General features: G+C 34.3%; 22 protein-coding genes and 4 tRNA genes. 2 read left to right on the forward strand and 24 right to left on the reverse strand.

The genetic code is table 11. The features are described from left to right. Positions 1–84: 84 nt before the first annotated feature. The 18 genes from DR871_RS00885 to rpsU all read right to left on the reverse strand — a co-directional run bounded on the left by DR871_RS00885 (position 85) and on the right by rpsU (position 16,107). Positions 85–444 (reverse strand): hypothetical protein, encoded by a 360-nt coding sequence (locus tag DR871_RS00885; protein WP_113665495.1) that lies wholly within the window; start codon positions 442–444, stop codon positions 85–87. Positions 445–881: 437 nt separating this feature from the next. Further along, on the reverse strand, positions 882–1,193 hold the full coding sequence (locus DR871_RS00890) for a DUF3467 domain-containing protein (RefSeq protein ID WP_113665261.1): 312 nt from the start codon (positions 1,191–1,193) through the stop codon (positions 882–884). Position 1,194: 1 nt separating this feature from the next. After that, positions 1,195–5,508, reverse strand: coding sequence for a DNA-directed RNA polymerase subunit beta' (gene rpoC, locus DR871_RS00895; protein WP_113665260.1), 4,314 nt, complete (start codon positions 5,506–5,508; stop codon positions 1,195–1,197). A gap of 241 nt (positions 5,509–5,749) precedes the next feature. After that, a complete protein-coding gene (rpoB, locus tag DR871_RS00900) occupies positions 5,750–9,562 on the reverse strand; it encodes a DNA-directed RNA polymerase subunit beta (RefSeq protein ID WP_113665259.1) in 3,813 nt (1,270 codons plus the stop codon). A 272-nt stretch (positions 9,563–9,834) separates the two neighbouring features. Next, positions 9,835–10,203: a 50S ribosomal protein L7/L12 gene (rplL, locus tag DR871_RS00905; protein ID WP_091202326.1), complete on the reverse strand. Its 369-nt coding sequence runs from the start codon at positions 10,201–10,203 to the stop codon at positions 9,835–9,837. A gap of 89 nt (positions 10,204–10,292) precedes the next feature. Next, a complete protein-coding gene (gene rplJ, locus DR871_RS00910) occupies positions 10,293–10,805 on the reverse strand; it encodes a 50S ribosomal protein L10 (RefSeq protein ID WP_113665258.1) in 513 nt (170 codons plus the stop codon). A 22-nt stretch (positions 10,806–10,827) separates the two neighbouring features. Beyond that, the gene (gene rplA / locus DR871_RS00915; protein ID WP_113665257.1) at positions 10,828–11,517 is read right to left on the reverse strand and encodes a 50S ribosomal protein L1; all 690 of its coding nucleotides are present in this window, start codon (positions 11,515–11,517) and stop codon (positions 10,828–10,830) included. A gap of 13 nt (positions 11,518–11,530) precedes the next feature. Further along, positions 11,531–11,968 carry a 50S ribosomal protein L11 gene (gene rplK / locus DR871_RS00920; RefSeq protein ID WP_035639405.1) on the reverse strand — a complete coding sequence of 146 codons (438 nt, stop codon included), beginning with the start codon at positions 11,966–11,968 and terminating at the stop codon, positions 11,531–11,533. A 68-nt stretch (positions 11,969–12,036) separates the two neighbouring features. Further along, the gene (gene nusG / locus DR871_RS00925) at positions 12,037–12,588 is read right to left on the reverse strand and encodes a transcription termination/antitermination protein NusG (protein WP_091164783.1); all 552 of its coding nucleotides are present in this window, start codon (positions 12,586–12,588) and stop codon (positions 12,037–12,039) included. Positions 12,589–12,598: 10 nt separating this feature from the next. Next, positions 12,599–12,796, reverse strand: a complete 198-nt coding sequence (secE, locus tag DR871_RS00930) for a preprotein translocase subunit SecE (RefSeq protein ID WP_066082297.1) — start codon at positions 12,794–12,796, stop codon at positions 12,599–12,601. Positions 12,797–12,813: 17 nt separating this feature from the next. Beyond that, positions 12,814–12,884 (reverse strand) — tRNA-Trp (locus tag DR871_RS00935). Between the two features lie 63 nt (positions 12,885–12,947). Further along, on the reverse strand, positions 12,948–14,135 hold the full coding sequence (tuf, locus tag DR871_RS00940) for an elongation factor Tu (protein WP_113665256.1): 1,188 nt from the start codon (positions 14,133–14,135) through the stop codon (positions 12,948–12,950). 52 nt (positions 14,136–14,187) lie between these two features. Then, positions 14,188–14,259: transfer RNA gene (locus DR871_RS00945), tRNA-Thr, on the reverse strand. Positions 14,260–14,337: 78 nt separating this feature from the next. Further along, positions 14,338–14,418: transfer RNA gene (locus DR871_RS00950), tRNA-Tyr, on the reverse strand. Positions 14,419–14,451: 33 nt separating this feature from the next. After that, positions 14,452–14,525: transfer RNA gene (locus tag DR871_RS00955), tRNA-Thr, on the reverse strand. A gap of 90 nt (positions 14,526–14,615) precedes the next feature. Next, positions 14,616–14,918: a ribosome hibernation-promoting factor, HPF/YfiA family gene (hpf, locus tag DR871_RS00960; protein WP_113665494.1), complete on the reverse strand. Its 303-nt coding sequence runs from the start codon at positions 14,916–14,918 to the stop codon at positions 14,616–14,618. A 30-nt stretch (positions 14,919–14,948) separates the two neighbouring features. After that, entirely contained in the window at positions 14,949–15,845 is an 897-nt protein-coding gene (locus tag DR871_RS00965; RefSeq protein WP_113665255.1) for a tyrosine-type recombinase/integrase, read from the reverse strand. A gap of 67 nt (positions 15,846–15,912) precedes the next feature. Next, positions 15,913–16,107 carry a 30S ribosomal protein S21 gene (gene rpsU / locus DR871_RS00970; protein WP_035670421.1) on the reverse strand — a complete coding sequence of 65 codons (195 nt, stop codon included), beginning with the start codon at positions 16,105–16,107 and terminating at the stop codon, positions 15,913–15,915. A gap of 102 nt (positions 16,108–16,209) precedes the next feature. On the opposite strand from rpsU, the gene DR871_RS00975 reads away from it, so the two are divergent. Beyond that, positions 16,210–17,277 (forward strand): endonuclease/exonuclease/phosphatase family protein, encoded by a 1,068-nt coding sequence (locus tag DR871_RS00975; protein ID WP_242497058.1) that lies wholly within the window; start codon positions 16,210–16,212, stop codon positions 17,275–17,277. Positions 17,278–17,434: 157 nt separating this feature from the next. Here DR871_RS00975 and DR871_RS00980 read toward each other — a convergent pair whose 3' ends face one another. Then, positions 17,435–18,604, reverse strand: a complete 1,170-nt coding sequence (locus tag DR871_RS00980) for an acyl-CoA dehydrogenase family protein (RefSeq protein WP_113665253.1) — start codon at positions 18,602–18,604, stop codon at positions 17,435–17,437. A 165-nt stretch (positions 18,605–18,769) separates the two neighbouring features. Next, a complete protein-coding gene (locus DR871_RS00985) occupies positions 18,770–19,666 on the reverse strand; it encodes a ComEA family DNA-binding protein (protein WP_113665252.1) in 897 nt (298 codons plus the stop codon). A gap of 247 nt (positions 19,667–19,913) precedes the next feature. Here DR871_RS00985 and DR871_RS00990 point away from each other — a divergent pair, with 247 nt between their 5' ends. Then, complete coding sequence (locus DR871_RS00990; RefSeq protein ID WP_113665251.1) at positions 19,914–21,365, forward strand: amino acid permease; 1,452 nt, start codon at positions 19,914–19,916, stop codon at positions 21,363–21,365. 77 nt (positions 21,366–21,442) lie between these two features. On the opposite strand, the gene DR871_RS00995 is transcribed toward DR871_RS00990, so the two are convergent. From DR871_RS00995 to DR871_RS01010, 4 genes are all read right to left on the reverse strand, one after another. Further along, complete coding sequence (locus DR871_RS00995) at positions 21,443–21,670, reverse strand: PspC domain-containing protein (RefSeq protein ID WP_113665250.1); 228 nt, start codon at positions 21,668–21,670, stop codon at positions 21,443–21,445. A 56-nt stretch (positions 21,671–21,726) separates the two neighbouring features. Beyond that, complete coding sequence (locus DR871_RS01000) at positions 21,727–23,007, reverse strand: DUF2851 family protein (protein WP_113665493.1); 1,281 nt, start codon at positions 23,005–23,007, stop codon at positions 21,727–21,729. 118 nt (positions 23,008–23,125) lie between these two features. Next, positions 23,126–23,608, reverse strand: coding sequence for a 3'-5' exonuclease (locus tag DR871_RS01005; RefSeq protein ID WP_113665249.1), 483 nt, complete (start codon positions 23,606–23,608; stop codon positions 23,126–23,128). Positions 23,609–23,827: 219 nt separating this feature from the next. Next, positions 23,828–25,189 carry a pyridoxal-phosphate dependent enzyme gene (locus DR871_RS01010; RefSeq protein WP_113665248.1) on the reverse strand — a complete coding sequence of 454 codons (1,362 nt, stop codon included), beginning with the start codon at positions 25,187–25,189 and terminating at the stop codon, positions 23,828–23,830. Positions 25,190–25,390 lie beyond the last annotated feature (201 nt).

A 25,390-nucleotide genomic window follows, 5' to 3' on the forward strand; every position in this document is an offset into this window, starting at 1 on the left:
AATCAAAGTAAAAAAAATTACATAAAAAAAACGCTAATTTAAAAATTAGCGTTTTTTTTATGTAATTTAAAAATGATTTTTAGTTTAAGCAATCATACTTTCCAAGTTCGCTGCTTTTTTCAAAAAAGCTTTGATTAACAGACGATTTGGTGCTGTACCTGAAGTGATAACTTGTTTTTTAGTATTTGTTCCTTCTGTAGATATTGTAGTGTTTGGATCTTGTTTAGAACCCATAAACCACAATACAAAGTTCATACTATTTGAGGATGAAACTGCAGAAACATTATCTTGTTTAGTGTTAGTAGTAACGTCAATTGTATTTACTTCTACTACATTTTTTGAAGTTTGAGCAAAAACAGTAGTATTAGACACAAAAATAAAAGCAAACATTAGGAAGCCATTCAACATGACTTTTTTACTTGCTTCTAAAGAAAAATATTTCATAACAATTCGTTTTTTATAATAGACAGAATACATTTGTCTATCTCGAGAGCGAAAGTATATCATTTACAAACGAGCGAAAAATATTTTCGATAAAGAACCAGAATACTCGTTTAAAGCACAAATTTGTTGTAAATAGCCAAGATTTAATGATGAGTTAATGTTGACGTATTCAATAAACACGTTAACCTAAAGTGGTAAAATAATGGTAAGGCTCAAATAATAACAAAGCACAAACTAAAAAACATTCCAATTATTACTAATAAGTTTCTAGCAAAACCGAAGTGCATTTTTGAGAATCAGATTTGATTTTTAAAAACCTAAAATCATTCCAATCACTTGTATTTCAAATTTAAAACGTTGAATGCTACTAGCAAATCCTCACATTCAAGAATAACTTATAAATAAAAAGGCTCCATTTCTGGAGCCTTTTAAGAATATTATGCTTGTCCCGCAGGACCAAAATTAAGCGGAATTGGCGCTTGTTCAGTGTCTTTTATTTCGCCATGAGCGACTTCAAAACGGTGAATATTTTCTCCAATTGCTTTTAGCAATCTTTTAGCATGTTGTGGCGTCAAGACAATTCTTGATTTCACTTTAGCTTTAGGAATACCGGGCATGATACTTACAAAATCTAAAACAAATTCTGATGAAGAGTGATTAATTATAGCCAAATTAGAATAAATTCCTTCAGCAATTTTTTCATCTAACTCAATATTAATCTGCTCTTGTTGTTGATTAGTATTATTCATCTTAATAAATATATTCTTCTTTGTTAGCCATCATATCATTGTAATCTTCTTTCGAACCTACAATCGTATTGTCATATTCTCTCATACCTGTTCCGGCTGGGATTCTATGTCCTACAATTACATTTTCTTTCAATCCTTCTAAGTAATCGATTTTACCTGCAACAGCAGCTTCGTTCAATACTTTAGTAGTTTCTTGGAAAGATGCAGCAGAAATAAACGATTTAGTTTGCAACGATGCTCTTGTAATACCTTGTAAAACTGGTGTTGCAGTTGCAGTAACAACATCACGAGCCACAACAAGATTTTTATCTGTACGTTTCAATAAAGAGTTTTCATCACGCAATTCACGAGGCGTAATAATTTGTCCTTCTTTCAATGCACTAGAATCTCCAGCATCTTCAACCACTTTCATACCGTATAATTTATCGTTTTGAACGATGAAATCTTTAGTGTGAATCAATTGATCTTCTAAGAATAAAGTATCACCTGGATCTTGTACTCTTACTTTACGCATCATTTGACGTATTACTACCTCAAAGTGTTTGTCGTTAATTTTTACCCCTTGTAAGCGGTATACTTCTTGAATTTCATTAACCAAATACTGTTGAACAGCTGCTGGCCCTTGGATTCTTAAAATATCATCCGGAGTAATTGCACCATCAGATAAAGGCACACCTGCTCTTACGAAGTCATTTTCTTGAACTAGAATTTGGCTTGATAATTTAACCAAGTATTTTCTAATGTCACCAAATTTAGATTCGATAACAATCTCACGGTTTCCTCTTTTGATTTTTCCAAAAGAAACAACACCATCAATTTCAGAAACAACAGCTGGGTTTGAAGGATTACGAGCTTCTAACAACTCTGTAATTCTAGGTAAACCTCCTGTAATATCTCCTGATTTAGAAGAACGACGCGGAATTTTCACCAATACTTTACCTGCTTTAATTTTCTCCCCGTTTTCAACCATCAAGTGGGCTCCAACTGGTAAGTTATAAGAACGAATCAATTCATTGTCTTTACCGTAAACCAATAAAGTTGGAATTAATTTTTTAGCTCTAGATTCAGAAATTACTTTTTCTTGGAAACCAGTTTGCTCATCAATTTCAACCATGAATGATTGACCTTGCTCTAATTCTTCGTAAGCAATTTTACCGGTAAATTCAGAAACGATAACTCCATTATATGGATCCCATTTACAAATCACATCTCCTTTTACAACAGATTGACCGTCTTTAACGAAGATACTTGAACCGTAAGGAATGTTATTAGTACTCAATAAGATACCTGTTCTTTCATCGATTAATTTCAATTCAGTTGAACGAGACACTACAATATCAACTGCATTACCGTCACTGTCTTCTCCTTTAACCGTTTTTAAATCTTCAATTTCCAGTTTACCGTTAAATTTAGTAATGATACTAGACTCTTCAGAAATACCACCCGCAACCCCTCCAACGTGGAAAGTACGTAATGTTAACTGTGTACCAGGCTCACCAATAGATTGTGCTGCAATAACACCAACAGCTTCACCTCTTTGTGTCATCTTACCAGTAGCTAAATTTCTACCATAACATTTTGCACAAATACCTTTCAACGCTTCACAAGTTAATGGCGAACGCACTTCAACTTTCTCAATTGGAGAAGCGTCAATTGCTTTCATTATAGCTTCTGTGATTTGTTGTCCAGATTCAATTAAAACTTCATTGTTCAAAGGATTAATAAGGTCTTGCAAAACAACACGTCCTAAAATTCTTTCACCTAATGATTCAACAATTTCTTCATTTTTCTTCAATGCTGAAACTTCAACACCTCTAAGAGTACCACAATCTTCGATATTAACAATAACATCTTGAGATACATCATGCAATCTTCTTGTTAAATATCCTGCATCGGCAGTTTTCAATGCCGTATCCGCAAGACCTTTACGCGCACCGTGAGTAGAAATAAAGTACTCAAGGATAGAAAGACCTTCTTTAAAGTTAGAAAGAATCGGATTTTCAATAATTTCACCACCACCAGCAGTAGATTTTTTAGGCTTAGCCATCAAACCACGCATACCGGTTAACTGACGAATTTGTTCTTTGGAACCCCTCGCTCCAGAATCAAGCATCATATACACTGAGTTAAAACCTTGTTGGTCTTCTCTAATGTTTTTCATTGCTAACTCTGTAAGTTGTGCATTCGCTGAAGTCCAAACATCAATAACTTGGTTGTAACGTTCGTTATTAGTGATAAGACCCATGTTATAATTAGCAGAAATACCTTGAACTTGTTCTCTGGCATCTGCAATTAATTTTGGTTTTTGATCTGGAATTCTAATGTCTCCAAGAGAGAATGACAAACCACCTTTGAAGGCAAATTTGTAACCCATGTCTTTCATGTTATCCAAGAAAGCCGCGGTTGTAGGCACGTCAGTAGAACTTAAAACGTGACCAATAATATCTCTAAGATTTTTCTTAGTCAATACATCATTGATATATCCAGCTGCTTCTGGTACTACTTCATTAAATAATACACGACCAGCAGTTGTTTGAATAATTTTAAAAACTAATTCACCAGCTTCATTGAAATCCTTAGCTCTAATTCGAACACGAGCATTCAATTCTACTCTACCTTCATTCAAAGCAATATTTACTTCTTCAGCAGAATAGAAAGTAATTCCTTCACCTAAAATTTTAAGTTCCGGAGTTGATAAACGTTCTTTGGTCATATAGTAAAGACCCAAAACCATATCCTGAGAAGGTACTGTAATTGGAGCTCCATTTGCAGGATTCAGAATATTGTGAGAACCCAACATTAATAGTTGTGCTTCCAAAATAGCTTCTGGTCCTAAAGGCAAGTGAACTGCCATTTGATCCCCATCAAAATCCGCATTAAATGCAGTACAAACTAAAGGGTGCAATTGGATTGCTTTTCCTTCAATTAATTTTGGTTGGAATGCTTGAATACCTAATCTGTGCAAAGTAGGAGCACGATTCAGTAATATTGGGTGACCTTTGATTACATTTTCAAGGATATCCCAAACTACAGGCTCTTTCTTATCAATTATTTTTTTAGCTGATTTCACCGTTTTAACAATACCTCTTTCTATCAATTTACGGATAACGAAAGGTTTGTACAATTCTGCTGCCATATCTTTTGGGATACCACACTCAGATAATTTCAATTCAGGTCCAACAACAATTACCGAACGAGCAGAATAATCCACACGTTTTCCAAGTAAGTTTTGACGGAAACGTCCTTGCTTACCTTTAAGGGAATCAGATAATGATTTTAATGGTCTGTTTGATTCTGTTTTTACTGCAGATGCTTTACGTGTATTATCGAAAAGTGAATCTACAGATTCCTGCAACATACGTTTTTCGTTTCTTAAGATAACTTCAGGAGCTTTAATCTCCATCAATCTTTTCAAACGGTTGTTACGTATAATTACACGACGGTATAAATCATTTAAATCTGAAGTTGCAAAACGACCTCCATCAAGTGGCACAAGTGGACGCAATTCTGGTGGAATAACAGGAACCACTTTCATAATCATCCATTCTGGACGATTCTCACGGTTCAAATTAGACTCACGGAAAGATTCTACAACTTGTAATCTTTTTAATGCTTCCGTTTTACGTTGTTTAGACGTTTCATTGTTAGCATTATGTCTCAATTGGTAAGACAATTGATCTAAATCAATTCTTGCCAATAAATCCATAATACATTCTGCTCCCATTTTGGCAACAAATTTATTTGGATCGAAATCATCAAGATATTGATTGTCAGCAGGAAGTGTATCTAAAATGTTTAAATATTCTTCTTCTGTCAAAAAGTCAAGTCTTTGTAATGATTCCCCTTCTGCATTTTTAGCAATACCAGCTTGGATTACTACGTATCTTTCGTAGTAGATAATCATATCTAATTTCTTAGATGGAAGACCAAGGATATAACCAATTTTGTTTGGAAGGGAACGGAAATACCAGATATGAGCAATCGGCACAACAAGATTGATGTGACCTACTCTGTCTCTACGTACTTTTTTCTCTGTTACTTCAACACCACAACGGTCACAGATGATTCCTTTGTAACGTATTCTTTTATACTTACCACAAGCACATTCAAAATCTTTTACTGGTCCGAAAATACGTTCACAGAAAAGACCATCACGCTCTGGTTTGTGCGTTCTGTAGTTGATAGTTTCAGGTTTCAATACTTCACCTCTTGATTCTTTCAAAATAGATTCAGGAGAAGCAAGTCCTATTGAGATTTTATTAAACCTTTTTACAGGGTTTTTATCTTTATTGTTATTATTTCTATTATTCATCATAGTTTTTACTATTGATTTATTTGCAATTAAAAATTGATTGTAGATTTATGACTTTCTTAAATCATTAAACTATTACCTCGAATTACTTCTCTAAACTTTAAATAAAATTTTAAAGTGCTATTTACAAAACCATTTGGGTCTTAGTAAAAAATCGGAACGGTTTACGGGTATAAATCCTAAAAACTTTTATAAATGAGTAATCAGCCCCAATAAAATTGGGACTGATTACTTCAACTATTATTTATTCTTCTAAACGAATGTCAAGTCCAAGACCTTTCAATTCATGCATTAATACATTGAATGATTCTGGTAATCCCGGTTCTGGCATAGATTCACCTTTAACGATTGCTTCGTAAGTTTTTGCTCTACCGATAACATCATCAGACTTCACAGTCAAGATTTCTCTAAGTGTACTTGATGCTCCATAAGCTTCAAGTGCCCAAACCTCCATCTCTCCAAAACGTTGACCTCCAAATTGAGCTTTACCTCCAAGTGGTTGTTGTGTAATCAACGAGTATGGACCTATAGAACGTGCGTGCATTTTATCGTCAACCATGTGTCCAAGTTTCAACATGTAGATTACTCCAACTGTTGCAGCTTGATGGAAACGCTCTCCTGTACCACCATCATATAAATGTGTGTGTCCAAAACGTGGTACTCCAGCTTCATCAGTCAATGCATTGATTTGATCAAGAGATGCTCCGTCAAAAATTGGTGTAGCAAATTTTCTACCCAAGTTCATTCCAGCCCAACCAAGTACCGTTTCATAAATTTGACCAATGTTCATACGTGAAGGTACCCCTAATGGGTTCAATACGATATCAACTGGTGTTCCATCTTCAAGGAAAGGCATATCTTCATGACGAACGATACGAGCAACAATACCTTTGTTACCGTGACGTCCCGCCATTTTATCACCAACTTTCAATTTACGTTTTTTGGCAATATATACTTTAGCTAGTTTCAAGATACCTGCTGGCAATTCATCTCCAACAGTAATAGTGAATTTCTCTCTACGTAATGCACCTTGTAAATCGTTCAATTTAATTTTATAGTTATGAATTAAATCATTAACCATTTTATTAGCTGCATCATCAGCAACCCATTGACCTTTACTTAAGTGAGCAAAATCTTCAACAGCATAAAGCATTTTTTGAGTATATTTTTTACCTTTTGGTAAAACTTCTTCACCCAAATCATTCATTACACCTTGAGATGTTTTTCCGTTTACAATCAAGAACAGTTTTTCAACTAATTTGTCTTTTAATTCAACAAATTTAACTTCAAACTCCATTTCAAGTGCTCCTAAAGCATCCTTGTCCTGAGTACGTTTACGTTTATCTTTTACTGCTCTTGCGAACAATTTTTTGTCTAAAACAACACCATGTAAAGAAGGAGACGCTTTTAATGAAGCATCTTTTACATCACCTGCTTTATCCCCAAAGATTGCACGAAGCAATTTCTCTTCCGGAGTAGGATCTGATTCTCCTTTTGGAGTAATTTTTCCGATAAGAATATCACCAGGTTTAACCTCGGCTCCAATTCTAATCATACCATTTTCATCTAAATCTTTAGTAGCTTCTTCAGAAACGTTCGGTATATCGTTCGTTAATTCTTCGTTACCTAATTTAGTATCTCTAACTTCTAATGAATAATCATCAACGTGAATAGAGGTAAAAATATCGTCACGAACTACTTTTTCAGAAATTACAATCGCATCCTCGAAGTTGTATCCTTTCCATGGCATAAATGCAACTTTTAGGTTTCTACCTAAAGCTAATTCACCATTTTGAGTCGCATATCCTTCAGATAATACTTGTCCAGGAACCACTCTATCCCCTTTTCTTACGATAGGTTTAAGGTTGATACTTGTACCTTGATTGGTTTTTCTAAATTTAATTAGATTGTATGTTTTCTCATCTGGCTCAAAACTTACCATTCTTTCTTCTTCAGAACGGTCGTATTTGATAGTGATGATATTTGCATCTACATATTCTATAACTCCATCTCCTTCAGCATTAATCAATACTCTAGAATCAGAAGCTACTTGACGCTCTAAACCAGTTCCAACAATTGGAGCTTCAGGACGAATTAATGGTACGGCCTGACGCATCATGTTAGATCCCATCAAAGCTCTATTCGCATCATCATGTTCCAAGAAAGGAATTAAAGATGCAGAAATCGAAGCAATTTGGTTAGGAGCGACATCTGTATAATCTACTTTTGATGGTTCAATTACTGGGAAATCACCTTCTTGACGTGCAATTACGTCTTCGGCAGTAATTTTACCAGTAGCATCCATTTGAATGTTTGCTTGAGCAATTAACATTCCTTCTTCTTCTTCAGCACTTAAGTAAACTGGAGTAGACTCTAAATCTACAACTCCATTAGTCACTTTACGGTAAGGTGTTTCAATGAAACCCATTCCGTTTACTTTAGCATAAACACCAAGAGATGAAATCAAACCAATATTTGGTCCCTCAGGAGTTTCAATTGGACATAAACGTCCGTAATGCGTATAGTGAACGTCACGTACCTCAAACCCAGCTCTCTCTCTCGAAAGTCCACCTGGTCCTAGTGCAGATAATCTTCTCTTGTGCGTAATCTCGGCAAGTGGATTCGTTTGATCCATAAACTGAGACAACTGGTTTGTACCAAAGAAAGAGTTAATAACAGACGATAATGTTTTAGCATTAATCAAATCTATTGGTGTAAACACCTCGTTATCTCTAACGTTCATTCTCTCACGAATAGTTCTTGCCATACGCGCTAAACCAACACCGAATTGTTGAGACAATTGTTCTCCAACTGTTCTAACACGACGATTTGACAAGTGATCAATATCATCAATCTCTGCTTTAGAGTTGATCAATTCGATCAAATATTTCACGATAGTTATAATATCTTCTTTGGTCAAGACTTGCTTTTCCATTGGAGTATCTAACCCTAATTTTTTATTAATTCTGTAACGACCTACTTCACCTAAGTTGTAACGTTGGTCAGAAAAGAATAATTTATCAATAATACCACGCGCCGTTTCTTCATCAGGCGGTTCAGCGTTACGTAATTGTCTGTAGATATGCTCAACAGCCTCTTTTTCAGAGTTTGTTGGATCTTTTTGCAACGTATTATGAATGATAGCATAATCACCTTGATTAGCATCTTCTTTATGTAACAAAATAGATTTAACGTTAGAATCAATGATTTCTTCCACATTATCTTTGTCGATAATAGTATCTCTGTCAAGGATTATTTCGTTACGTTCGATAGAAACTACTTCGCCAGTATCTTCATCTACGAAATCTTCATGCCATGTATTCAATACACGTGCAGCTAATTTTCTACCGATGTATTTTTTAAGTCCTGTTTTAGAAACTTTAATTTCCTCCGCAAGATCAAAAATCTCAAGGATATCCTTGTCTCTTTCAAATCCAATAGCACGGAATAAAGTAGTTACAGGTAATTTTTTCTTTCTGTCGATATAAGCATACATTACACTGTTTATATCTGTAGAGAATTCTATCCAAGAACCTTTGAAAGGAATTACTCTGGCAGAGTATAATTTTGTTCCATTTGCATGGAATGATTGACCAAAGAAAACACCCGGAGATCTGTGTAATTGAGAAACAACTACACGCTCAGCACCATTAATAACAAAGGTACCGCTTGGTGTCATATAAGGAATTGTACCAAGATAAACATCTTGAACAATAGTTTCAAAATCTTCATGTTCTGGATCTGTACAATATAGTTTTAGCCTTGCTTTTAAAGGCACACTATACGTTAGACCTCTTTCTATACATTCTTGAATTGTATAACGTGGTGGATCTACAAAGTAATCAAGGAATTCCAATACAAAGTTATTTCTTGTATCAGTAATTGGGAAATTTTCCATGAAGGTATTGTAAAGCCCTTCGTCGCCTCTTTCGTCAGATTTAGTTTCTAATTGAAAAAAATCTTTAAACGATTTAACCTGAACATCTAGAAAATCTGGATAGTCAGGAATGTTTTTTGTTGAGGCAAAATTCAATCTTTCAGTCTGATTTGTTATCATCAATGGACAAAATTTTGATTAAAAAAGTAATTTTTTTGTACAAATAAGGACTTATTTATACTTTTCTTTTACAACCATTACATCTTTAAAAACCAATTTAAGATAACTACTTTCTTATTATCTGTTAATTTTTTTTCCTCGTAATGGGTAAAATGAATTTGTTTTAAAGACTATTCTGTAATTATACAACCTAGACTTTTGTTATACGAAAAATGGTTTAGGTCATTGGGTGACTCCCAAGACCTAAACCTAATTCTTTAAACTGAGTTTAACTATTTAAGCTCAACAACAGCTCCAGCTTCTTCTAAAGATTTTTTAAGACCTTCAGCCTCTTCTTTAGAAACACCTTCTTTTACATTACTTGGTGCGCTATCAACTACATCTTTAGCTTCTTTCAAACCTAAACCTGTAAGTTCTTTAACTAATTTTACAACTGCTAATTTAGAAGAACCTGCTTCTTTCAATACAACTGTAAATTCTGTTTGAACTTCTTCAGCAGCAGCTTCACCACCACCTGAAACTACTACAGCTGCAGCAGCTGGTTCGATTCCGTACTCATCTTTTAATATTGTTGCTAATTCGTTAACTTCTTTTACCGTTAGGTTAACTAATTGTTCTGCGAATTGTTTCAAATCTGCCATTTTTTCTATCGTTTTAAAATGATTTGTAAAAATATAATTTATTTATTGTGCGCTTTTTTAAATAAAATTAGAGTAGAACTCTATTTTTATTATGCTTCCACTTCTTCGGTAGCCTCTTCGCCTTTTGCGAATTGGTTTTGAAGAGCAGAAATAACTCTTTGTGCTGGTGACTGCAATAATCCAATAATTTCGCCGATAAGCTCTTCTTTAGATTTAATAGTTGCTAACGCATCTAATTGATCGTCTCCAATATAAACTTCAGAATTTATAAAAGCTCCCTTTAACACAGGTTTAGCAGATTTTTTTCTGAAATCTTTGATAATTTTACCAGGAGCGTTTGCTATATCAGAAATGAATATAGCACTATTACCAGTCAAAACTGAAGGTAAATCTCCATAATCATTAGCTGAAGCTTCCATTGCTTTTGCAAGCAAAGTGTTTTTAACTACTTCCAATTTTATACCTGCTTTATAGCAAGCTCTTCTCAAGTTTGAAGTTGTTTCTGCATTCATTCCAGAAATATCAGATACATAAACAATGTTTGTACCAGCTAACTGTGCAGTTAAAACTTCAATCGCGATTGATTTTTCTTCTCTAGTCATACTAAAAATTTTTAACTACCAATTATACTGCTTTAGGGTCCAATGCAATTGCAGGACTCATAGTGCTAGTTAGGTATATACTTCTGATGTATGTTCCTTTAGCAGCAGTTGGCTTAAGTTTGATTAATGTTTGAATAATTTCGTGCGCATTGTCAACGATTTGCTCGCTACCAAAAGAAATTTTACCAATTCCTGCATGCACAATACCAGTTTTATCAACTTTAAAGTCAATTTTACCAGCTTTAACCTCTTGAACAGCTTTTGCAACATCCATAGTTACAGTACCTGTTTTAGGGTTTGGCATTAAACCTCTAGGTCCTAATATACGACCTAATGGACCTAATTTACCCATAACAGAAGGCATCGTGATGATAACATCAACATCTGTCCAACCGTCTTTAATTTTTTGTAAATAATCGTCAAGACCTACAAAGTCTGCACCAGCTGCTAAAGCTTCCGCTTCTTTGTCTGGAGTAACTAATGCTAATACTTTAACGTCTTTACCAGTTCCATGAGGCAATGTTACCACACCTCTTACCATTTGATTCGCTTTTCTTGGATCTACACCCAAACGTACCGCGATATCAACAGACTCATCAAATTTTGCAGAAGCAACTAATTTTATCAATGCCGCAGCATCTTTAAGAGAATATAGTTTGTTCTTTTCAATTTTCGAAGCAGCCTCTTTTTGCTTTTTTGTCAATTTTGCCATGTCTTTCTCTTAATTAAAAAGGAGAATCTCCTGATACAGTTATACCCATAGACCTAGCAGTTCCAGCAATCATGCTCATAGCAGATTCGATTGTGAATGCATTTAAATCTACCATTTTATCTTCAGCAATTGCTTTGATAACGTCCCAAGTAACGCTTGCTACTTTTTTACGATTTGGTTCACCTGATCCTGACTTTAGCTTTGCAGCTTCCAATAACTGGACAGCAGCTGGAGGAGTTTTTACAACAAAATCAAATGATTTGTCTTTATACACAGTAATTTGTACTGGGCATATTTTGCCGGGTTTATCTTGAGTTCTAGCATTAAATTGCTTACAGAACTCCATGATGTTTACCCCAGCAGCTCCTAAAGCAGGTCCAACCGGTGGCGACGGATTCGCAGCACCTCCCTTAACTTGTAGTTTAACTACCTTACTAATTTCTTTAGCCATTTTTTAAAAAATTTAACATCATAATCATTGGAAGCGATTATAATGGATATTATAGATGTAACAAAAAATTATACTTTTTCAACTTGCATAAAACTCAACTCTAACGGTGTTTTTCTTCCGAAAATTTTAACCATTACTTCAAGCTTACGCTTTTCTTCATTAATTTTTTCAACAGTACCATTGAAACCATTAAAAGGTCCATCAATCACCTTAATTGTCTCACCGATATTGAAAGGAATTGAACGAGTGTCTGTATTCACAGCCAATTCATCCACTTTACCTAACATTCTGTTTACTTCTGAAATTCTCAAAGGAACAGGCTCTCCACCTTTTATTTCACCTAAAAAACCAATAACACTTGTTATAGACTTGATAATATGAGGTATTTCACCAATAAGATTCGCTTCAATCATAACATATCCAGGAAAATAAACTTTGTCTTTGATTATTTTTTTCCCTTCTTTCACAGTAACGACTTTTTCAGTAGGAACTAAAACTTGCGAAACATAATCACCCATCCCTAACCTTGCGATTTCGGTTTCGATGTATGCTTTCACTTTGTTTTCCTGTCCGCTTACCGCTCTAACGACATACCACTTTTTAATATTATTATCTGCCATAACAAAAAAATTAAGCTTTTATCCAGTTAAAAAATCCAGCTAAAGCTTTTGCGAAAATTTCATCAACTCCCCATGTTGCCAAGGCGAATAATACCGAAAAAACAGCAACAACAATCGTTAGACGTTGCACCTCAGGCCAAGCTGGCCAAGTTACATTTGACTTTAATTCCTCAAATGCTTCTGATATGTAATTAACAACTTTTGTCATTATGATTTATTTTTTTGCACGGGCGGAGGGATTCGAACCCCCATCAACGGTTTTGGAGACCGCTATTCTACCCTTGAACTACGCCCGTTAGTTAAAAGCCAGCGACTTTTCAGTTATGAAAATCAACTGGCTTTATATAATTTTTAGGATATTAACCTACAATCTCAGTTACTTGTCCAGCACCTACAGTTCTACCACCTTCACGGATAGCGAAACGTAAACCAACGCTCATTGCAATTGGGCTTAACAAAGATACATTAATAGTTAAGTTATCTCCTGGCATTACCATCTCTACACCTTCTGGCAAAGTAATAACCCCTGTTACGTCAGTTGTACGAACGTAAAACTGCGGACGGTAGTTATTATGGAATGGTGTATGACGACCACCTTCTTCTTTTTTCAAGATATAAACCTCAGCTTTAAAAGTAGCGTGTGGTTTAACTGAACCTGGCTTAATGATAACCATTCCTCTTTTGATAGATTCTTTATCAACACCACGTAACAATAAACCTACGTTATCTCCTGCTTCACCTCTATCAAGGATTTTACGGAACATCTCAACTCCTGTAATAGTAGAAGTCAATTTTTCAGCTCCCATACCAATGATTTCAACAGCATCTCCTGTATTAGCAATACCAGTTTCGATACGACCTGTAGCAACAGTTCCACGACCAGTAATTGTAAATACATCCTCAACTGGCATCAAGAATGGTTTTTCAGTATCACGAATTGGCTCTTCGATCCAAGAATCTACAGCAGCCATCAATTCAATAATTTTTGGTACCCATGCTGGATCATTATTCAATCCACCTAAAGCAGAACCTTGAACAACTGGACAATTATCCCCATCATATTCATAGAAAGACAATAAGTCTCTAATTTCCATTTCAACAAGTTCCAACAATTCCTCATCATCAACCATATCCACTTTATTCATGAACACAACCATTCTAGGAATACCAACCTGACGTCCTAAAAGGATATGCTCACGTGTTTGTGGCATAGGTCCATCAGTTGCAGCTACTACAAGAATAGCACCATCCATTTGAGCAGCTCCCGTAACCATGTTCTTTACGTAATCCGCGTGACCTGGACAGTCAACGTGAGCGTAATGACGATTAGCAGTTTCATACTCAACGTGAGATGTATTAATTGTAATACCTCTTTCTTTTTCTTCAGGAGCATTATCAATTTGATCAAATGATTTTGCTTGACAGTAACCAGCATCAGATAAAACTTTTGTGATTGCTGCCGTTAATGTAGTTTTTCCGTGATCCACGTGCCCAATTGTACCAATGTTTAAGTGGGGCTTGTTACGGTTAAAGGTTTCTTTTGCCATTTTACTTAATTTTAATCTTGTTATATATTAATTTTTATTTCCTACTTACTTGAGCCAACTACGGGAATTGAACCCGTGACCTCTTCCTTACCAAGGAAGCACTCTACCTCTGAGCTAAGTCGGCAGAACCCCTTATCAAAGAGCTTAAATTACAATCCTCAGACTATTCAATCTACCTATTGTAATCTAAGATTAATCCTAGTGGGGAGAGCAGGATTCGAACCTGCGAAGTTCACACAGCAGATTTACAGTCTGCCCTCGTTGGCCGCTTGAGTATCTCCCCTACTTTTTATATTATCAAACCTTTAAAGTTTTGAGCCGGCGGAGGGACTCGAACCCACGACCTGCTGATTACAAATCAGCTGCTCTAGCCAACTGAGCTACGCTGGCGAATCAATAAAAAAAGTCCGCTATTTCTAACGGACTGCAAATGTATAGATTTTATCTCTCAATCAAAACATTTTTTCAAAAAAATTTATATTAAATATGAGAACTTATCTTTTCTTTTCTTTTTACCAACATTCGTTCTAGAGATTCTGCAGAAAGTTCCACAGCTTCTTCAAAAGTTTTGCACTGTTTTTTTACTAAAAAATCATCTCCAGGAACATTAATTTTCACCTCGGCAACTTTATTCTCCTTATCACTTGTCTTTTCAACTTTCAAAAAAACATCCGCTGACACGACTTTGTCATAATACTTTTCCAACTTGTCCAACCTTTCTTGAACAAAATCTACTAGCTTTTTGTCAACAGTAAAGTTAACTGCATGAACACTTACCTTCATAATCATCTTTTTTAATTGTTAAACACCAAATCACTTTCTTCCCCGCGGATGCGCATCTTTATATATATTCTTCAGTTCCGCTAAACTGTTGTGCGTATATACTTGAGTAGATGCCAAACTGGAATGTCCCAATAATTCTTTCACCGCATTCAAATCTGCTCCATTATTTAATAAATGTGTCGCAAATGTATGTCGCAAAATGTGAGGGCTTTTTTTTACTTTTTCCGACACAGTACTAAAGTAAGAATTTATTAGACGATACACAAAGGATTCATTTAATTTTAACCCTTTTTTTGTGAGAAAAAAATAATCATCATCAACCATAACCAACAACGAGTTTCTTTCTTTTACGTATAAAGAAAACTGATCTGAAATTATTGGCAACACTGGAAGAATACGCTCTTTATTTCGCTTCCCTAACACCTTAATTGTACTAGATAACAAATTAACATTCTCCATTTTTAGATGAATCAATTCTGCTCTTCGCACTCCTGTGGTATACAACAAATCAATTATGAGCTTATTCCTAACCTCTTCAAATCCGACCGTGTTTTGCATTTGATCCAAAACAGCCGTCATTTCCTTTTCAGAAAAAGGAATCTGTATTATTTTGGGAATTTTAAGCGCTTTGTGTTTCAACAGCGGACTAACTTCTATCTGTTTTGTTTTTAATAGAAATTTATAAAATGCCTTTAAGGATGCAATTTTTCTATTCACCGAAACATTTGATACTGAATCATCAACTAATGAAACAATCCAATTTCTAATTTGACCGTAATTCACTCGTTCGATATTTTCCTGATCAAAATGAATTTTATTGAACGACTCAAAAGAATTAATATCGTTGCAATAAGCTGTTATTGTATGAGAAGAATATTTTTTCTCCAAAGAGAGATAATCTCTAAATGCGTATTTATTTGTGGACATAAAAAAACCGTTAGCATCAAAGTTATAAAATTTTGATGACTAACGGTATTTTATTTAATGGAATCGACTAACTCTCTAAGTTATCTCTCATATTTTGGATATAAGCCGCTTTTTGAATTTTGATTCTATTGGTTACTGAAGGCTTAATAAAAGCAGTACGTGCTCTTAGTTGACGAACAGTTCCTGTTTTATCAAATTTTCTTTTGTAACGTTTTAACGCTCTATCGATATTTTCTCCGTCTTTAATTGGTATAATTAACATAATATAGACACCCCCTTTCTTTAGACTGCAAAAGTAGGATAATAAAGTGAACTTACAAGTATTTGCATAATTTTATTTATTTTTACCAATAAAATCTAGTTTATGTGGTTTATCGTAATTTCTATTCTACTTCTTTTTGCAAGTATTTTACCCTATATGCCACTGACACATTGGTTCTATAGGTTTTTTGAGTTTGGGAAAATTCAAATACTTATTTTACAGATTACAGCTCTAATCTTTAGCTTTATCTTAATAGATGAATATGATGTTTGGATACGGATTCTTCAGGTATTGACTTTAATAAATATCATAGGACATCTTGTAACTCTTTCCAAATACACTTCTTTTCACAAGTCTGTACAAAAAGAACCTTGTGATATTTCTTCAGAAATAATTACAGTCCTTTCGGCAAACGTATTTCAAGAAAACAAAGAATATGAACAATTTATAGCTTTGATTAATAAATACAATCCGGATATTTTTTTAACCATGGAATCTGATAAAAATTGGGAAAAGGCACTCTCGGTTTTGGATAACAAATACATATACAGTGTCAAAGTAGCCTTAGACAATACGTATGGCATGCATTTATATTCTAAATTAAAAATAACAAATCACAGCGTTCATTATTTTGTAGCGGATGATCTACCCAGTATTGAGGCAATAATAAGAACTGCAGACAATTTTGAATTCACTTTCTTTGCCGTACATCCACCACCTCCAAGTCCTACTGAGGAAGAAAATTCCAAAGAGCGTGATGGAGAGCTTTTGAGTATCGCAAAAAAAATAAAACAAAACGCTGATACTTGTGTTGTAGTTGGGGATTTTAACAATGTGGCTTGGGCAAAATCCTCCATCTTATTTAGAAAAACCAGCGAGACTATAGACGGACGAATTGGCAGAGGATTTATCTCCAGTTTTCATACCAAATACTGGTTTCTAAGATTTCCTATTGACTTGATGTTTCACACGTCAGATGTATTTATTGATGAATTAAAAAGTTTAGAACATTTCGGATCTGATCATTTTCCGATATATGCAAAATTTTTCATCAACAAGAAGACATCAGAACAAGAACATTTAACAGAAAACTTAGAAGAGGGAGAACACGAGATTGTTCAAGAAATAATTATAGAAGGCATAAATGAAAAAAGCGACAATCGTAACTGATTGTCGCTTTTTTTATGATTTTAAAAACACTTGCGCTTTCAACAAATTTCTATAAATCGCTATTTTTTTAATTTCAGTAATTCCTCTCCGAAGAGAAATAATTTAGAAATTATTCAACATTCGCTATCCTTTATCTGAATTGATTATCGGCGAGCTATTATTTCACAGCTGGCTCATAATTTTGATTATCAATAATCATTTTTCCTAAAATCTCTTTAAGAATTTCTGAAGTTCCACCGCCTATTGGCCCTAAACGACTATCTCTAAACAAACGTGCTAATGGATACTCCTCCATATAACCATAACCCCCTAACATTTGCAAACAGCTGTAAATAGCATCATCTGCAACTTTTGTGGATTTCAGCTTAGCCATGGTTGCCTCCTTAACAACGTATTCCCCTTTATCTAAACGAGCAACAGCGGCATAGTTAAACACCTTACAATGTTCTACCTCTGTTGCATGCTCAACTAACGTATGTCTAAGTGCTTGAAACTTGCTGATTTTTTTCCCGAACGCCTCTCTATGCGACATGTAATCTATGGTATAATCTATCGCATATTCAGCTCTAGCATGTGCGTTTATTGCCATTATTAAACGCTCTAAAGCAAAATGTTGCATGATATAAGGAAACCCTTTCCCCTCTTCACCCATTAAGTTTTCTGCTGGAATCTCTACGTTATCAAATGCAATTTCGGCTGTATCCGATGCTCTCCAACCTAATTTATCTAGCTTAACGGCAGATATACCCTTTAAACCAGTATCCATTAAAAAAATGCTAATCCCTTTGTTACCGAGTTCAGGATTAGTCTTTGCTGCAACAATATAATAGTCTGCATAAACACCGTTTGTAATAAATGTTTTAGAACCATTAATAATATATTTGTCTCCTTTTTTAACGGCGTTAGTGCGCATCCCCGCAACATCACTGCCCCCAAAAGGCTCTGAAATACATAAAGCACCTATTTTCTTTCCAGCGATACTTGGCACTAAGTAGTCTTGTTTTATTCTTTCGTCACCCTCAGCATTCAAATGGGTCATCGCTAAATACCCATGAGCCCACATTGCAGCAGCAAAACCTGATGACTTAATTTTTTGTAATTCTTCTAGAAAAATAACAGTATAAAATAAATCTAGATCTAGACCGCCATAAGCCTCAGGATATGCAATTCCAAAGTAACCCATCTCGCCAAATTTCTCCCAAATAAAACGTTCTATCGTACCTGTTTTTTCCCACTTTTCAATATGCGGAACAACTTCTTTCTGCAAAAAATCTTTTAAACTTTCTCTAAACGCCTGGTGTTCTTCAGTGAAATAATTTGAATTCATATATTATATATTTTTTTAACAAATAGTATTAATTGAAACATTATGATACAGCTATGCCTCAGATTTCTTTTTTTTACGGTTAAAATAATTAGTGAATAGAAAAGTAATGCATCTATTTTAAAATGCATTATAATATTGCTGTCAATAGCCAAAAATTTGACACTTCTAATTAAAGTCCAAATATAAGCCAATTAAATTTGCTTTATCAACAGGAAATCCCTTAATTTTTGTTAAATCCTCAATATTCTTTATATTTCCTTTCATACTTCTGTAAGTTACTATTTCTTTAGCCAAGGAGTATCTGAAATAATAAAATTGAGCAAGTTCCTTTAAAGACGCGTTATTAATATCAATTTTCTTAAAGTCAGGAACAATTGAAACTTTGAAATGAGTATTCAAATTTTCGATTACTTCGGGAGATAATCCCCAAACCTCTTTCATTTGCTCCATGGAAACAAATCCTCCCAAAAGTTCTTTTTGCTTTAAAATCCGGATAGAAATAGCATCGCCAATCCCATAGATTTTTACTAAATCCTCTTTCGTAGCCTGATTTATATCAATAAGAACAATTTTTTCTTTTTTGGCGAAAGCCTGATTTTGATACGATGTATATTCTTTAAATTTAGTATTGTATTTTTTATTATTTACCCAATCCGGAAATTTAAAATAAGGAGCCATGACATGTAGCAGGGAATCTGAGACTTTTGTCACATTTTGAAATTCCTTAGGCGAATTTACATACTTGTTCTCTTTTCTAAAAGCCAGCAAACGATCAATTTCCTGAACAGACATTCCAAGCTTATACCCTTTATAATCCGTTATAAAATTAGGGTTGAAAAGATATATTTTCGGTTTGCTATTTTTAGCATCCATTTTAAGAGAATCCATTTCAGACTGGAGAGAAAGCCATTTTTGTTTCTCAGGATATTCTTTACTCACAGCGCTAAAATCAACAAAAAAACATACGAGTTGCATTACGACAATAACTAGAAACAAAAAGAAAATACCTGTGCGTTGTTCCTTGGTGAATTTAAAATAACTTTGAATCGTTTTGAAACTCATATTGTATTGATGGATTTGCACGTTGAAATTATGAGTCTAAAATTAGAAATAAAATTAAGATAAAATAACTTTGAAAATAAAAATATTTCAAATGAAAATTAACATTTTCAATAGACCCTTTTTATACGAAATCAATATTAAAAAGGGCAATGCATCATTTTTTACAACTTAAAATTCAATTATTGTTTTTATTTTTTATAAAAAACAATACATTTGGAGCTTAATAACAAACAAAACCATATAACCCATGTCAATTTGGAAAACTAAACCACTTTCGGTATTGCTAAATGAAGCATCAGAATCTGAAAAAGGATTAAAAAGGACTTTGTCTTCACGTTCATTAGTAGCACTTGGAGTTGGAGCAATTATTGGAGCAGGATTATTCTCGTTAACGGGTATTGCTGCTGCAGAACATGCTGGTCCGGCAGTTACACTTTCATTTATTTTAGCCGCTGTAGGATGTGCTTTTGCAGGGCTTTGCTATGCTGAGTTTGCATCCATGATACCAGTAGCAGGTAGTGCTTACACATACTCCTATGCCACAATGGGGGAATTTATGGCTTGGATCATCGGTTGGGATTTAGTCCTTGAATATGCACTAGGAGCCGCAACAGTTGGAGTGAGTTGGTCTCGTTATTTACTTGAATTATTAAACAAATACGGCATACATCTCCCCCATGATTTAATATGTTCTCCTTGGGAAACATTAAAACTAAGCGATGGAACTATTATAGAAGGTGGTATGATAAATCTTCCTGCCATTTTTATTGTTTCTATGTTATCACTATTATTAATAAGAGGAACAAAAGAATCTGCTTCAATAAACAACATTTTAGTTGTAGTAAAAGTAATCGTAGTTATCATGTTTATCGTTTTAGGCTGGAGCTTTATTGACACTGCAAATTACACTCCGTATATCCCTGAGAACACAGGTGTTTTTGGAGAGTTTGGATGGTCAGGAATTGCCGCTGGTGCTGGAACTGTTTTCTTTGCCTTCATTGGTTTTGACGCTGTTTCTACAGCTGCACAAGAAGCAAAAAACCCACAAAAAGGAATGCCAATTGGTATTTTAGGATCATTAGTAATCTGTACAATATTATATGTCTTATTTGCGCATGTAATGACTGGACTTGTACCTTATAATGAATTTGCAGGAGATGCTAAACCAGCAGCAACAGCATTTGCAAGAACTGGTTATACTTTTTTACAAACTGGTTTAATCGTGGCTATTTTAGCGGGATATACTTCTGTAATGTTGGTGATGTTAATGGGACAAAGTCGTGTTTTTTACACCATGAGTAAAGATGGTTTATTGCCTTCATTCTTTAGTGACATTCACTCAAAATTCAGAACACCATGGAAAACAAATCTTTTCTTCATGGTATTCGTGAGTCTTTTTGCAGGTTTCGTACCCGTAAGTGATTTAGGACATATGGTAAGTATCGGAACATTATTAGCGTTTGTATTAGTATGTATTGGAGTATTGGTAATGCGTAAAAAAATGCCCGATGCACCAAGATCATTCAAAACGCCATTCGTTCCTTATGTTCCCATTGCAGGAATATTAATCTGTTTGGCATTAATGTATTCGTTACCTAATGAAAGTTGGGCTAGGTTAATAATCTGGATGGCATTAGGAGTAGCTATCTATTTTATCTATGGAAGGAAAAATAGTAAATTGAATAATCCGGATAAATAGATTCATATATCATAATCAAAAAAGGGATTATAAAGCATTTCAACTGCTTTATAATCCCTTTTTCTATTTAAAGATTTTTACAAATCAAAAACAGATGTACGTTTTGCCCGAATCAAATCCTTTAATCGAATCCAGAATGCAAGCGTTAAATAAACGGCAAACCACAATCCAGCCGTAACAAACGATAAATAAATAAAAAAAAGTCGGACACTACTGGCACGCATTCCCAAAGTATCCGCCAAACGCGAGGAAACATGAAAACCGTGTTTCTCAAAAAAAAACTTGAGCTTTATGATTACTGACATTTTAAAAAATTATTAGTTATGTGCAAAATTACAAAATTATCCAGTTGATGCCTTTGCTAAACCACTAATTGTTTTTTCAGTAATTCTATTCCAACACTACACTCCAAACATTTACTTTTGTTACAATATTCATTCTTGAGTTGCAGCAATGATTGTGTCTCAAACGCACTTTTTGAAACAATTCCGAAAGAATTAAACTTATCAATAATAGCATTTTTTTCTGGTGTAACTTCATTTAAGAGTTGAATCAAATCCTCAGAAATTTCTTTTCCCTGACTTTTTGCAAAAGCAAATTGTAACGGAATTATGGTATTTATGACAATCAAATCAATGAAAGATTTAGCAAGGGATTTCCTTTTATTTGGGCTTTCTTTATCAAATTGATAATGATTAAACCAATATTCAGAAACTGAAACCTGAAACAAATCATAACAGCTTTTCAAAGAATTTATGGCACTTATTTTTGAGAATAAATTCTGCTGATTATGGTATAAGTTGGCCAACTGGGAAAGCCGAATCGTTGGGAAATTATCCGGACGATGCTTGAAAAACTGAACCGGTTCAATGCAACTTTTTTCCAATTGATATTTATGCAATAAATAGAAATACCTGAATTTTAAATCTTTAAAATAATTATCTTCTTTATTAAAATCCAATAATCCAGCGGTTCCAAAAATCAAAGCTTCCAGATTCTCGACCTCGAAACTTTCTTTTCTCACAATTGAAAAAGGAATAGTTTGTGCGATTTTCAAAAAGATCTCACCATTCGTATTTAATCCAAAATTCTTCGCCAAAAGACAAAATAACACCGCTTCCCAATCCTGATTGGTTTGTTCCAATAAATCAAATATCGGTTTTGATTTTCTTTCCAAACGTTCAAAAAACAAACGTTCTTGCCAATTTTTGAATACAAATACATCAATTTCTTGAATTTGCTTTTCACAGAAAATCCAAGATTTAGGAGAAACTAAGGATTGATAATTAGATAGTGTTAAAGCATCAACATGTTTTCTAAGTTCCAAAACAGGAATCTCTGTGTTATTTTTTCTAAAAATTTCTGTGTCGTGTTCCCATACCACATGAAGAATCACGTTTTCGTAGGTTTCATCTCTTTCGTGATGATGCACGTACCAATCTGAAGATTTAAGATGAATTTCTACATTTCCAGCCCATTTTTGCTTATCAATAGTAATTTGGGCATTAAAAAAATCAGGTCCGGCAAGTTCTAAATATTGTCCAGCATTAATAATTGTAATTTCCTCCCCATTGCAGGTTTTCAAATTTAAGGTATCAAATTTCTTAAATTTCCAGAGATAATGAAGGAAATCTTCTTTCATATTGACCATATTAGATTGAATACTAATGTAATAAAAAAAGAAATAACAAATTATCTAAAATAAAAAAAATCAGAAATTTCACTAAAGAGAGTAGCGAAATTGGAAAATATAAATGTTTTTATTTCATCAGGTACAATTTGGCACAAGCTCGAGCATCCGATAAAGCTTCGTGATGATTCAATGAAATATTCATTTCTCGGCAACAATCACTCAATTTGGTTGGCTTCAATCCTTTAGCTTTGTAGATTTTAACGGTACATTCCCATCGAGAAGCGATATTCAAATCAGCGTAATCTAAATTATAAAGCGCCATTGATTTCGCCAAAACATTCCTATCAAAACTTTCATTGTGCGCCACTACTACTCTATTTTGGAGTCTTTTTTGAATTTCAGGATACACTTGAGCAAATGATTTAGCATTTACTGTATCGCGAGGATATATCCCATGCACTTGAATGGTAAAAGGAGAGTATAAATTATTTGGTGGTTTAATCAAGGTAACAAACTCGTCGACAATTATTCCGTTTTCTACGGTTACGATACCTACAGAACAGGGATGATATCCAATTGCGGTTTCAAAATCTATAGCAGTAAAGGTCAATTTTTTTTACGATTTTAAGGTTGGTATTTTTAGATATTAAATTTACAAAAGTACTGTCAATTATACAAGTTCAAAGCATTCGATAACTTTCTTTTTATTTCTTGTTGCAAATTTTAGTCTCCAAAATTTTTACAACAACAAACTAATTAAACCAAAAAACCTGCAAGGTTTTTCGAATCTTGCAGGAGTATAGTTAGGAAATAACTTGCACTTTTAAGCTTATTTTATTGAACCAATAATATCATATTTGGTGATAATATGATGACTTCCATTTTCTAATTCCACTAGAACAGCTTCATTTTCTTTAGTGAATAATTTAGAAACTTCTTCAATAGGTGTTCCGTGTTTCACAATTGGAAAAGGTTTCCCCATCACCTCTTTAATCGGTTTGTCAGCTACATCTTTATCAGCTACATAACTTTGAAACAAATCACTTTCATCAACAGAACCTACAAATCCTGTAATATCAATCACCGGAATTTGAGAAATTTTGTATTTACGCATTCTTTCTATGGCATGCGAAACTAACTCTTCGGTACGAACCACAATTAATGGTTTATCGATATGGTCTTTGATAACATCCTCCGCTTTTGTGATTTCTTCTTCCAGAAAACCACGTTCGCGCATCCAATCATCATTAAACATTTTACCTACATAGCGACTTCCTGAATCATGAAAAAGTACCACAACAACGTCTTCGGGTTTAAAATGTTCTTTAAGTTGCAACAATCCTTTAATTGCTGCTCCAGCTGAATTCCCAACAAATATTCCCTCTTCAAGTGCAATTTTACGTGTATAGACCGCAGCATCTTTGTCCGTCACCTTTGTAAAACCGTCAATTAGAGAGAAATCAACATTTTTTGGCAAAATATCTTCTCCAATTCCTTCGGTGATATAGGAATAGATTTCATTTTCGTCAAAAATCCCCGTTTCGTGGTATTTTTTAAACACAGAACCATAGGTGTCAATTCCCCATATTTTAATATTTGGATTTTTCTCTTTCAGGTATTTTGCTACTCCTGAGATTGTCCCTCCAGTCCCTACTCCTACTACAAAATGAGTAATCTTACCTTCCGTTTGTTCCCAAATTTCAGGACCTGTTTGCTCGTAATGCGCTATTGCATTTGAAGGATTATCATACTGATTTACATACCAAGAATTAGGCGTTTCCGTTGCTAAACATTTAGAAACCGAATAATAGGAACGTGGATCTGTTGGTTCTACATCCGTGGGACAAACTACAACTTTTGCTCCAACGGCACGAAGAATATCCATTTTTTCTTTAGACTGTTTGTCTGAAATCACACAAATCAGTTTGTAACCTTTTATGATGGCTACTAATGCCAATCCCATTCCGGTATTTCCCGAAGTCCCTTCAATGATTGTTCCGCCTGGCTTTAATCGTCCATCAGCCTCAGCATCTGCAATCATTTTTACGGCCATTCTGTCTTTAACGGAATTTCCAGGATTGAACGTTTCGACTTTTGCAAGAACCAAAGCCTCTACTTCGGAAGTTACTTTATTAAGTTTTACTAAAGGAGTATTGCCTATTGTGCCTAATATATTTTCTGCGTAGCGCATTATAGTTTTATTTTAAGATTGTGATTTGTTGTAAATACTGCTGCAAAGATAGTATTTTGTTATAAAATATTCTTGTTTACGGAATTTTGCGTTCGTGATAAAAGCGATATCCTTTCTTTGCCTCCCTTAAGCAAGGAAAGATAAAGCGGATAGCACGATAAAACGCCCAAGAAAACATAATTGGTACCCTATAATTCTAAG

Source organism: Flavobacterium petrolei (genome assembly GCF_003314435.2).
GTDB lineage: Bacteria > Bacteroidota > Bacteroidia > Flavobacteriales > Flavobacteriaceae > Flavobacterium > Flavobacterium petrolei.